We start from the raw sequence: 11,701 nt of genomic DNA, 5'->3' as shown, positions 1-11,701 counted from the left end.
GTGCGTGCCGCAATCACCGGCTCCGCCGAGTTCGTCCTCAAACGCCGGACGGGCTGAATCCCTTAAGCGGGCGGAGCCCCGCCCTCAGCTCAGCCCGTCCGCCGGCGTCTCCCCCGCCCCCACCTCAAGCACGCCCCGCTCCGTCACCAGTGCCGTCACCAGGGAAGCCGGTGTTACGTCGAAGGCGGGGTTGTGGCCCCGCGAGGCCGCCGGAGCGGTGCGGACGCCTGCCCATTCCAGGATCTCCGCCTCGCCCCGCAGTTCGATGTGGATGTCGGCGCCCGTCGCCGTGGCGAGGTCGACCGTCGTCGTGGGGGCGGCGACCATGAACGGGATGCCCGCGTACGCGCACGCCAGCGCTATCCCCACCGTCCCCACCTTGTTCGCCGTGTCGCCGTTCGCCGCGATCCGGTCGGCCCCGACGATCGCCGCGTCCACCTCGCCCCGCAGGATCGTGCCCGCTGCCGCCCCGTCCGCCTGGACGAAGTGCGGTATCCCCTCCTGCGCCAGCTCCCACGCCGTGAGCCGCGCGCCCTGGAGCAGCGGGCGGGTCTCGTCGGCGTAGACCGTCTCCAGACGGCCCCGGCCGTGCAGTTCACGGATGACGCCGAGCGCCGTCCCCCACCCCGCCGTGGCGAGCGCACCCGTGTTGCAGTGGGTGAGGATCCGCAGCGGGCGGTCCCCGGAGCCGGAGACGGCGATCCGCTTCTGGAGCCAGTCGGCACCGAACGCGCCCATCGCGTGGTTCGCCTCCAGGTCCTCGCGCACGATCGCGTCCGCCTCCGCGAGCACCGCGGCGGGACCCGCGTCGATGAGCAGGGCGACCCGGTCCACGCACACCATCAGGTTCACGGCGGTGGGCCGCGCCGCACGCACCCTGGCGACCTCCGCGTCGAGGCGTGCCCGGCCCCAGCCCTCGCGCGCGCCCTGCGACATGGCGAGCGCGACGCCGTAACCGCCCGCCGCGCCGATGGCCGGTGCGCCGCGGACCACCAGACGCACGATCGCGTCGATCAGCTGGTCGACGGTGGTGACGTCGAGGCGCTCCAGAGCGTGCGGGAGCGCGGTCTGGTCGATGAGGGAGAGGGACGGCGTGCCGTCGCCCTCCGTGGCCGCCGTCCAGGTGACCGCGCGCAGGTCCTGGCTGCTCATGTGCTCAACTCCGGGGAAATAGGGCGTTTGTGGCCATGCGGGGAGGGGTGTCGACACCGTACCTGACGTGCTCGAACCATATTTCGAGACGTTCGTGCGGCTGTCCGAAATCCGGTGTTACCCTCACCGCCACCCGGGACGGATCGACCCACGGGACGAGGAGGACGGCCATGAAATCCCAGCGGACCGCTGGCTCCATGAGCTGCCCCGCCGTGACCGACAGCGGGACCGACGCCGTGACCCGCGCCGTGACCGACGGCCGCCGAATGTGCCGCTGTCTGCGTAGCTGCCGCTGTCTCCGTAGCTGTCGCTGTTGTCGCTGAGCGGTTTTGCTCCGCACGTCCGACCGATCTCCCTGCCACCGCCTGGGCTCCCAGGCTCCTTCGAGAAGGCGCTCCCGTATGTCCATGTCCCCGTACAGGTCTCTTCGTGTGTCCCGTCGTACGTCCCTTCGGCTGTCCTCGCTCGCCGTCGGCGCCGCGCTTCTCGCCACCGGCTGCAACGCCGCCGCGAAGAAGGACGGTTCGGACGGCGCCGGGGGCGGGGGCGACAAGGCGTTCACGCTCGTCACGCCCGATCCGGTCGCCCAGAACGAGTTCCTCAAGCTGGCCGTCAGCGGGGTGAAGTCGGCCGCGAAGGCGCAGGGCGCCGGGGCCCCGAAGGTCTTCCAGAGCAGCGACACGTCGTCGCGGCAGCAGAACGTGCAGTCGGCCGTGGACTCCGCGCCCGATGTCATCGCGCTCGTCGGTTTCGAGTTCGCCGACATCGCGGCCCAGCAGGCCGAGGCGCACCCCGAGCAGCAGTTCCTGCTCGTCGACGCGTGCACGAAGAAGACGTACGAGAACGTGACCTGTGCGGTCTTCCGCGAGCACGAGGCGGTGTACCTCGCGGGCGCGGAGGCCGGGCTGCTCACCAAGAGCAAGAAGGTGGGCGCCGTCGACGTCCTCGACACCCCGCAGTTCCGCCGCTACAGCGAGCCGTTCGCGGCCGGTGCGAGGAAGGTGGAGGCGGGGGTCAAGTCCCGCACGCTCTTCGTCGGCGGGCAGTCCCCGTTCAATGACGCGGCCCGCGCCAAGGACCAGGCGGCGACGCTCGGTTCCGGCGGGGCCGACCAGGTGATGGCGGCCGCCGCGGGCGGCAACACCGGTGTCTTCCAGGCCGCGAAGGCCAAGGGCTTCCAGGCGTACGGCGTCGACGCGAACCAGTGCGTCGGCAGCCCGGGCGTCGTCGTCGACAACGTGCTGAAGAAGACCGATGTCGCCGTGGAGAAGGGCATCGCGCAGATCCTGAAGGGCAAGGGCGGCACCACGGTGTCGTACGGCCTCAAGGAGGGCGGCATGTCGCTGACCGGCCTCGAACCCGGCGTCGCGGACTCCAAGTGCCTGATCGCGGACCACAAGGACGTGCTGAAGCGCGTCGAGGAGCTGCGGGACGACATCGTCGCCGGGAAGCTGAAGGTCAATGACCCCGCGGCCTGATCCCGGCACCGGCTCCGGTTCCGGCACGGGCTCCGGCGCCGGCTCCCCCGCCGTCGAACTGCGCGGCATCACCAAGGAGTTTCCCGGCACCCTCGCCAACGACCGCGTCGATCTGACCGTCGCGCGCGGTGAGATCCACGCCCTGATGGGCGAGAACGGCGCGGGCAAGTCGACCCTGATGTCCGTGCTCTACGGGCTCCAGCGGCCCGACGCCGGGCAGATCCTGCTAGACGGGCGCGAGGTGGTGTTCGCGAACCCGAGCGAGGCGATCGCGGCCGGACTCGGCATGGTGCACCAGAGCTTCAAGCTCTTCCCGTCGTTCACGGTCGCCGAGAACGTCGTGTACGCCGCCGAGCCCCGGCGCTTCGGTCTGACGGACCGGCGCGAGGCCCTGCGGCGGGTGGGCGCGCTCGCAAAGGAGCACGGGCTCGCCGTGGACCCGGCGGCGAAGGTCGGGGACCTGCCGGTGGGCGTGCGCCAGCGCGTGGAGATCCTCAAGCTCCTCTACCGCGGCGCTCGTACGCTGATCCTCGACGAGCCGACGGCCGTCCTGACCCCGGCGGAGGCCGACGGCCTGTTCGGCGTCCTGCGCTCCCTCGCGGACGACGGCCGTACGGTCCTGCTCGTCACCCACAAGCTGCGTGAGGTGATGGAGGGCAGCGACGCGGTGACGGTCCTGCGGGACGGCCGGGTCGCGGCGCGGATGCGGACGGCGGAGACCAGCGCGGACGGGATCGCCGCGGCGATGACGGGGCGTGCGGTGGAGCTGGACCGCGTGCATCCGCCGGGCACGCCGGGCGGCGATGTCCTCACGGTCGATTCCCTGTCGACGGACGCGGTGCGCGAGGTCTCGCTCTCCGTCCGGGCGGGCGAGATCGTCGGCATCGCGGGAGTGGCGGGCAACGGCCAGAGCGAACTCGTCGAGGCGATCGCCGGGTTGCGTCCGATCTCATCCGGGCGGGTCACGCTCACCGGGCAGGACATCACGGACGCGTCAGCCGCGGGGCGCCGCGCGGCGGGTCTCGCGTACGTCCCCGAGGACCGCGTGGCGGTCGGTACGGCCCCGGCGGCGACGATCGCCGAGAACCTGGCGATGGGCCATCACCGGGGGCACGGACTGCTGCGTCCGTCCTGGCTGCGCGAGCACGCGCGCGGCCTGATCGAACGCTTCGGGATCAAGGCGGCCTCGTCCCGCCACACGGCGGGCTCGCTGTCGGGCGGCAACCTCCAGAAGCTGGTGATCGGCCGCGAACTCGCCCATGAATCACCCCTGCTGATCGTCGAGCAGCCCACCCGTGGCGTCGACATCGGCGCCATCCAGACGATCCACGACCAGCTGATCGCCCACCGCGACGCGGGCCACGCGATCCTCATGGTCTCCGCCGAACTGAGCGAGATCCGCGGCCTCTCGGACCGTGTCCTCGTGATGTACGAGGGCCGCGTGGCCGCTGAGCTCACTCGCGAGTCCGCGGACGAACGCACCCTCGGCCTCGCCATGGCGGGCGCCACGCCCGACGACGACGTCGCCCCCGCCGCCGTGAGCGATCAGCCCTCCCCCGTGAAGGAGGCCCCCTGATGGCTCCTGGTATCCCCGGCTCAGCGGGGTCGATCGGCGCGCGTGTGCTGCGTGCGCCCGCGCTGCATTCCGTTGTCGCCGCCGTCCTCGTCGGTGCGCTCTTCCTCCTCGGGACCGGCGCCGATCCCGTCGGGGCGTACGGGTCCGTGGTCAGCGGTGCGCTCGGGCCCGACGGCATCGGGTCCACGCTCACCACGGGGACCGGCATCATCGGCCTCGCCGTCGCGCTCGCGATCCCCATGCGGGCGGGGCTGCTCAACCTCGGCGGGGACGGGCAGCTGGTGCTGGGCGGGATCGCCGCGGCCGCCACCGGCCTCTACTCTCCGCTGCCCGCGCCGCTGACCGTCGTGGCCGCGCTGCTCGCGGGGATGGCGGCCGGCGCCGCCTATGCCGCGCTCGCCGCCGTCTGCCAGAACCGGTTCGGTGTGCCGCTGCTGGTCAGCAGCCTGCTGCTCGGCTATCCGGCGATGTCCTTCGCCTCCTACCTCGCGCGCTTCCCGCTCAAGGAGGAAGGGTCGAGCCTGCCGCAGACCGAGCGGCTGCCGGACGGCGTCGAGCTGCCCGCGTTCGGCTCGTCGACCGTCACCGTCGGGCTGCTCCTGGTGGCCGTCGCGGCTGCCATCTTCGTCTTCGCCGACGCCCGTACCGCCACCGGCTACGAGATCCGCATGACGGGTCTCAATCCGCGCTTCGCCGCCTACGCGGGTGTCGACAGGCCGCGGCTCACGCTGCGGCTCATGGCACTCTCCGGGGCCGTCGCGGGCCTGGTCGGCGCCATCGGCGTCCTCAGCTTCCCCTACCGCTTCATCGACGGTTCGCTCACCGCGGCCGGGCACACCTGGACCGGCCTGACGGCCGCGCTCCTGGCCGCCGCCGCACCGATCGGGACGGCCCTGGCCGCCCTGTTCTTCGCGGCGCTCGAAGTGGGCGGGCTCGCCATGGAGCGGACCACCGAGGTGCCGCGCGAGCTGACGCAGGTCCTCCAGGCCGTGGTCATCGTCTTCCTCGCGGCCCGGCTCGACCTGACATGGCGGCGGGCGAAGAAGAAGGCCGCCGCATCGCCCGCCGAGTCGCCCGCCGACACGAAGGAAGTGAGCGTGCGATGAGCATCGACTCCGCGCTGTTCCACTCCGCGCTCCTCGCCCTCACCCCGATCCTCCTCGCCGCGCTCGGCGGCGCGATCTGCGAGCGTGCGGGCGTCTTCAACATCGGCCTCGAAGGCATGATGCTGATCGGCTGCTTCAGCGGCGTCGCGGGCAGCTGGTTCACCGGGAGCGCCTGGCTCGGTGTGGTCTTCGCCGCCCTCGCGTCGGCTGCGTACTCGATGATCCTGGCCGTCGGGACGATCTCGCTGCGCGGCGACGCCGTCGTGCTCGGCGTCGCGCTCAACCTCCTCGCGGTCGGCCTGACGGGGTTCCTTCTCCGTACGGTCTTCGGCGTGCAGGGGACCTTCTCCGACCCGGAGTTGGCGGGGCTCGACGGCATCGACGTGCCGTTCGTCGGAGCGGCGCTGTCCGGGCACTCTGCTCTCGTCTATCTCTCGTGGGCCGCGGTCGCCGTGGCGGCGGTGTTCCTGGCCCGCCACCCGTGGGGCCTTCGGCTGCGCGGCGTGGGCGAAGCACCCGACGCGGCGGCGACGTTGGGCGTGAGCCCGGCCAAGTACCAGTACGCCGCCGTCCTCGCCTCCGGCGTCCTGTGCGGTCTCGCGGGGGCCCAACTCGCGCTCGGCAACGTCACGTTGTTCTCCGAGAACATGACCGCCGGGCGTGGTTGGATCGCCGTGGTGGCCGTGATGCTGGGCCGTGCCCTGCCGCTCGGCGTCCTGCTCGCCGGGCTGCTCTTCGGCATCGCGGAGGCCGTCGGCTTCCGCCTCCAGGGGCTCGGCATGCCGCAGCAGGCGACCGACGCCGCCCCGTACGTGGTGACCCTGGCCGCCCTCTTCCTGTCCACGGCGCGCAGGCGCCGCCGCAAGCAGCCCCTGGTAGGAACACCTTCATGACGACCGACCCAAGCACCATCGAGACGCTCTCCGACGCGCTGCCCATCACCCGCGTCCCCCGCACCGGCCTGCCCACCCGCGCGGTGGTCGTCGGCGACCCGGCGCGCGCCACCGCCCTCGCCGATCTGCTCGACGACGCGAAGGAGGTGTCGTACCACCGCGAGTACCGCACCTTCACCGGCACCTGGCAGGGCACCCCCGTGGTCGTCGCCTCGCACGGCGTCGGCGCCCCCGGCGCGATCCTCCTCTTCCAGGAGCTCGCCGAGGCGGGCGTCACGACCATCGTGCGGCTCGGCACGGCGGGCGCGATCCGCCCCGGCATCCGCGACGGCGACCTGGTCATCGCGGACGCGGCGGTACGCGACGACGGCGTGACCCAGCAGCTGATCCCCGCCGAGTACCCGGCGTTCGCGACCCCGGAGGCGGTCATCGCGCTCCAGCGTGCGGCGCGCGCGGCCGACGCCCCGTACCACCGCGGTGTGGTGTGGACGCGGGCCGCGTTCCAGCCGGGCTTCCTGCCGCTGCCCGGCGAGGCGTACGCGGCCGCCGGGATCGCGGCCATCGAGATGGAGCTGTCGGCGCTGTACGTCTTCGCGTCCACGCACGGCCTCACGGCGGGCGGCGCCCTGGTCGTCGACGGCGCCAACGCGGACGAACTCGTCGACGAGGAAGCCACCGGAGGCTACAACCCCCACCGCGACGTGGTCGCCGAGGGAGTCGACCGGGGCGCCCGGATAGCCTTGGACGCCCTGCGCCTGCTGGCCGCCACGGAGCACTGAGCCGCACCCCGAACCGACGGAGAACCGAACCGATGCACCCCACTGACCTGCCCGCCCAGGACCGGGGCGGCTCCATAGACCTCCTGGTCCACGGCGGCGACGTCCTCACCGTCGACGCGTCGGGCACGGTCGTGACCGGCGGTGCCGTCGCCGTACGCGACGGCCGGATCGTCGAGGTCGGCCCGGCCGAGCGGCTGCGCGCCGTCTACACCGCCGCCGACGAGCTGGACGCGCGCGGCTGTCTGGTCCTGCCCGGCCTGATCAACACGCACACGCACCTGGCGATGACCCTGTTCCGCGGGATCGCCGACGACGTCACGCTCCAGGGCTTCCTGGCCAGGGTGATCCCGGCGGAGGCGCAGGGGCTCTCGCCCCGGACGGTGACGGCGGGCATCCAGGGCGCGATCGCCGAGTCCGTACGGGGCGGGGTCACGGCGGCGCTCGACATGTACTGGTTCCACGAGGCGGCCGAGGCGGTGGCCCGCGACGCGGGGTGGCGCCTCCTGACGGGCCCCACGTTCATGGACGTACCGGGCCCGCCGGACGGCCGCCCCTACGCCGACCGGCTCGGCTGGGCGGCGGCGGATCTGGCCGCCCGCACCCCGGCGCCGGGCACCCGCCCGGTGATCTTCGCGCACTCGGCGTACACCCTGGGTCCCGAGCAGCTGACGGCGATCAGCGCGCTCGCCCGCGAGCACGGCGCCCTGCTGCACATCCACGCCGCCGAGAACGCGGGCGAGGTGGAGATGGTCACCGAGCAGCACGGCATGCGCCCCGTGGAGCTGCTGGACTCGCTGGGCATGCTCGGCCCGGACACGCTGCTCGCGCACGCGGTCGATCTCACGGACGCGGAGATCGAGGCCGTCGCCCGCACCGGCACGGCGATCGCGCACTGCCCGGTGTCGAACCTGAAGCTGGGCTGCGGCATAGCCCGCGTCCCCGACCTCCTGGAGGCGGGCGTCACGGTGGGTCTGGGCACGGACGGCGCGGTGAGTTCCAACACTCTGGACCTCCTCGGCGCGGTGAAGCTCGCCGCCCTCGTGCACAAGGCGGGCGGCGATCCGACGGCGGTCGGCGCCGAGCAGGCCGTGCGGATGGCGACCATCGAATCCGCGCGGGCGCTGGGCCTCGGCGACCAGCTGGGCTCCCTGGAGCCCGGCAAGCGCGCCGACCTGATCGTCCTCGACCTCTCGCGCCCCCACCTCACGCCGCGGCACGACCCCTGGTCGATGCTGGCGTACGCGGCGGCGGCGTCCGACGTCAGGGACACGGTCGTCGACGGCCGGGTCCTGATGCGGGACCGTACGCTGGAGACACTGGACGAGCAGCGAGCGCTGCGAGCCCTGCGGGACGCGGCGGCCTCCGCGGCGCCGAGCGCCCGCGCAGCGGAAGCGGAACCAGACACCGCAAGCACCTCAAGCACCGACAGCACCGACAGCACCTCCGAAGTGGCAAGCACCGTATGACCACCGAGCACGAAGTGACCATCGAACCCACCCGCGGCTTCACCGGCCGCGCCCGCGCCGCCGACCGCGACCCCCGGCTGCCTCCCGGGCAGTACGACGCGGCGGACGGCTGGCCCGTCCTGTCCGCCGAGGTGACGCCCGAGCTCACGGCGGCGGAGTGGACGTTCCGCGTGGACGGCCTCGTCACGTCGCCGCACACCTGGACGTGGGACGAGGCGCACGCGCTGCCCGCGTCGGAGTACCGCGGCGACATCCACTGCGTGACCAGCTGGTCCAAGTTCGGGGTGCGCTTCGGCGGGGCGAGCCTGGACGCGTTCCTGGCCGCGGCCGGGCCGCGTCCGCAGGCCACGCACGTCGTCGCGTACTCGCACACGGGGTACACCACGAGCCTCCCGCTGTCCGACGTGACGGACGGGAAGGCGTGGATCGTCTGGGAGTACGGGGACGGGCCGCTTCCCCCCGAGCACGGCGGCCCGGCCCGCCTGATCGTCCCCCACCTCTACTTCTGGAAGAGCGCGAAGTGGGTGGCGGGGCTGCGGCTCCTTGACCACGACGAGCCCGGCTTCTGGGAGCAGAACGGCTATCACCACCGGGGAAACCCCTGGCGTGAGGAGCGTTACTCCGGTGACTGAGTCCGTGACCGACACCTTCGCAGACACCTCCGCGGACACCTTTGTGCCCCCGACGCGGTTCGCCGTGCCGGGGCGGATCGCGGTGAGCAATCGCGCGGCTTCCGTCTGGCAGCGGGCGACCGTGGTGGAGGTCCGCCGGGACAACGCCGCCGGAACCGTCTCCACGTTCCGTCTGAGGGTGTCCGACTGGCAGGGACATCTGCCGGGCCAGCACGTGATGCTGCGCCTCACGGCGCCGGACGGGTATGTGGCCCAGCGCCACTACTCGCTCGCCTCCGCCCCGGTCGATGCCGCCGAGCGCGGCGAGATCGAGCTGACCCTGGACCATGTGCCGGGCGGCGAGGTCTCCGGGCATCTGCACACGGTCGCCCGCGTCGGTGACGTGGTGGAGGTGCGGGGGCCGCTGTCCGGGTTCTTCGCGTGGCCCGGCGACCGCCCCGCGCTGCTCCTCGGGGCGGGCTCCGGCGTGGTTCCGCTGATGTCGATGCTCCGGCACTGGCGGGGGGCGGGGCGGCCGGTGCCGTTGCGGCTTCTCGTCTCGGCGCGGACGCCGGAGGATCTGATCTACGCGGGTGAGTACGGGGACGAGACCACGGTCGTCCTCACCCGCACGGAGGGCCGGCTCAGCGCCGAGCACCTGGCGCCGTTCCTCGGCGCCGGGCAGCCCGAGGGGGGCTGGGAGGCGTACATCTGCGGCTCGAACGGCTTCGCCGAGCACGCGTCGCGCCTGCTGGTGGCCGGGGGCCAGCCTGTGGATCGCATCCGCATCGAGCGGTTCGGGTAGCCCGGCCAAAAGGCCACGAACGCCGGCCGGGCTGGAAGTATCCAGCCCGGCCGGATGCTTCCAGCCCGTCCGGCGTTTGAGGACGAACTCGGCGAAGCCGGTGATAACGGCACGTATAAGGCCCCTGCGCCGAGCGGGTTTTCGGGAAGGGGCGGGGTTGGGGAGAAAGCTCCTACGGCGAGACCTCCTCCAGCCGCCGCCCGGCAGTCTCCTCCGCGCCCACCGCGGCCACCACACACCCCACCAGCGCAACCGCCCCCAACATCACGAACACGGTAGAGACGTTCCCGCCCGCATAGACGACCCCCACCACGATCGGCCCGAGAATCACCCCGAGCCGGTTCATCGCACCCCCGAGGCTGCTCCCCAGCGCCCGCATCCGCGTGGGAAAGAGCTCCGGCGTGTAGAGGTACAGGCAGATGTTGGAGCCGAAGAAGAAGACCGCAGCCAGCGAGGTCCACACCAGGACCTGAACCGGCGTATCCGCGCCGACGGCCGCAAGCGCCACCAGCATCAGCGCCGCACCCCCCAGGCATCCCGCGATGACCTTCCGCCGCCCGAGCCCGTCGACCGTGAGCGCGGCCACGAGGCAGCCGATGAGCCCCGCGCAGGACGTGACCGTGGAGTAGAGAAGGGCGTCGGAGAGGGAGAGGTCGTAGCGGTTCTGGTAGATCGTCGGGAGCCAGGACGTGATGCCGTAGTTGACGAAGTAGCCGGTGAACCAGAGCACGCCGATCACCAGCGTCCGACGCCGATAGCGCCCGGCGAACAAGCCGCGCAGCCCGGAGGCGGCCTCCTCGGGAACGGCCTCCCCTAGAGCGGCCTCCCCCGGAGCGACAACGGGCACCGCCTCTGAAGGCACCGCGGAAACAGGCGGCAACGGCTTCCCCGTGATCCGCTCGACCTCCCTCTCGATCCCGTCCATCACCACGCCCGCCTCCTCGGCCCTGCCGTGATCCGCGAGCCACCGAGGCGACTCGGGCACCTTGCGCTGCACGAGGATGCAGAGCAGCCCGGGCAGCGCGGCGAGTGCGTACATCCAGCGCCAGCCCAGGATCGGCACCACCCAGGCCGCGACAAGCGCGCCCACCGTGAGGCCCGCCGGGAACACCAGCTCGTACAGGAGGACGAACCGGCCGCGCTGGTGGCTGCGGGTGATCTCGGCGATGAAGGTCGCCGCCACCGGCACCTCGCCCCCGATCGCGAGGCCCTGGACGAACCGCAGGGCCATGAAGGCGTCGGGGGACGTGGAGACGGACAGGGCGAGGTTGGCGACGCTGGACAGCGCCACGCACAGGGCGATGACCTTGACCCGGCCGATCCGGTCCGCGAGGCGCCCGGAGAGCAGCGCACCGATCAGCATGCCGATCGAGCCGACGGTCAAAAGCAGCGTCGCGGCGGAGGTGCTGAGGTCCCATTCGTGGCGCAGTTCGGGCAGGGCGTAGGCGATCAGGAGCTGGTCGAAGGCCTCGAAGAAGGTGACCGCGCCCACGATGAGCCGGACGGTGACGTGCCAGCGGCACAAGGGGAGCCGTTCGAAGCGGGCGGCAATGGCGGCCCGGACCGCTCGGTCCGGGGATGCGTCGATCGTCATGCGGGAACTCCGCTGCTGAGGGGGCGGGGTGAGCGGGGGAACGCGACGGCCACGGAGTCTGGGGAAACTCAAGCCAAGAAGCGAGTAAGCGCAAAGTTTCTAAGCGCTTAAGTTGTACCGCCCCGACACCGGAGCACGTCAAGAGCCTGCACAGGGGAAATCCTCGAAGTCCGTCGACGGGTGGGTCTTGCGCTCCAGATATTTAAGCCCTTAGATTTCTAGCGCTTACCGAAGAACGTTC

Annotated in this window: 10 protein-coding genes; 8 read left to right on the top strand and 2 right to left on the bottom strand. The window is 72.2% G+C overall.

Features of this window, described 5'->3' with window-relative positions:
* Positions 1-84: 84 nt before the first annotated feature.
* Complete coding sequence (gene mtnA, locus ABZ906_RS40155) at positions 85-1,152, bottom strand: S-methyl-5-thioribose-1-phosphate isomerase (protein WP_361391286.1); 1,068 nt, start codon at positions 1,150-1,152, stop codon at positions 85-87.
* A 407-nt stretch (positions 1,153-1,559) separates the two neighbouring features.
* Here mtnA and ABZ906_RS40150 point away from each other — a divergent pair, with 407 nt between their 5' ends.
* The 8 genes from ABZ906_RS40150 to ABZ906_RS40115 are packed head-to-tail and all read left to right on the top strand — an operon-like array spanning position 1,560 to position 9,866.
* Entirely contained in the window at positions 1,560-2,630 is a 1,071-nt protein-coding gene (locus ABZ906_RS40150) for a BMP family ABC transporter substrate-binding protein (protein WP_361391283.1), read from the top strand.
* Positions 2,614-4,206, top strand: coding sequence for an ABC transporter ATP-binding protein (locus ABZ906_RS40145; RefSeq protein WP_361391280.1), 1,593 nt, complete (start codon positions 2,614-2,616; stop codon positions 4,204-4,206). Before ABZ906_RS40150 ends, ABZ906_RS40145 begins: the two co-directional genes overlap by 17 nt.
* Positions 4,206-5,312 carry an ABC transporter permease gene (locus ABZ906_RS40140; protein ID WP_361391277.1) on the top strand — a complete coding sequence of 369 codons (1,107 nt, stop codon included), beginning with the start codon at positions 4,206-4,208 and terminating at the stop codon, positions 5,310-5,312. Before ABZ906_RS40145 ends, ABZ906_RS40140 begins: the two co-directional genes overlap by 1 nt.
* Positions 5,309-6,205, top strand: coding sequence for an ABC transporter permease (locus ABZ906_RS40135; RefSeq protein ID WP_361391274.1), 897 nt, complete (start codon positions 5,309-5,311; stop codon positions 6,203-6,205). Before ABZ906_RS40140 ends, ABZ906_RS40135 begins: the two co-directional genes overlap by 4 nt.
* Positions 6,202-6,984, top strand: a complete 783-nt coding sequence (locus tag ABZ906_RS40130) for a nucleoside phosphorylase (protein WP_361391271.1) — start codon at positions 6,202-6,204, stop codon at positions 6,982-6,984. Before ABZ906_RS40135 ends, ABZ906_RS40130 begins: the two co-directional genes overlap by 4 nt.
* A 32-nt stretch (positions 6,985-7,016) precedes the next feature.
* The gene (locus ABZ906_RS40125; protein WP_361391268.1) at positions 7,017-8,450 is read left to right on the top strand and encodes an amidohydrolase; all 1,434 of its coding nucleotides are present in this window, start codon (positions 7,017-7,019) and stop codon (positions 8,448-8,450) included.
* Between the two features lie 20 nt (positions 8,451-8,470).
* Complete coding sequence (locus ABZ906_RS40120; RefSeq protein ID WP_361196934.1) at positions 8,471-9,082, top strand: sulfite oxidase-like oxidoreductase; 612 nt, start codon at positions 8,471-8,473, stop codon at positions 9,080-9,082.
* Positions 9,075-9,866 (top strand): ferredoxin reductase, encoded by a 792-nt coding sequence (locus tag ABZ906_RS40115; RefSeq protein ID WP_361391265.1) that lies wholly within the window; start codon positions 9,075-9,077, stop codon positions 9,864-9,866. The genes ABZ906_RS40120 and ABZ906_RS40115 overlap by 8 nt, the downstream gene beginning before the upstream one ends.
* A 172-nt stretch (positions 9,867-10,038) precedes the next feature.
* On the opposite strand, the gene ABZ906_RS40110 is transcribed toward ABZ906_RS40115, so the two are convergent.
* On the bottom strand, positions 10,039-11,460 hold the full coding sequence (locus ABZ906_RS40110) for an MFS transporter (protein WP_361391262.1): 1,422 nt from the start codon (positions 11,458-11,460) through the stop codon (positions 10,039-10,041).
* Positions 11,461-11,701 lie beyond the last annotated feature (241 nt).

This window comes from Streptomyces sp. NPDC046925, assembly GCF_040644915.1.
Taxonomy (GTDB): Bacteria; Actinomycetota; Actinomycetes; order Streptomycetales; family Streptomycetaceae; genus Streptomyces.
Note: the sequence above shows the minus strand (reverse complement) of the source record. Positions and strands in the feature narration are given on the sequence as shown.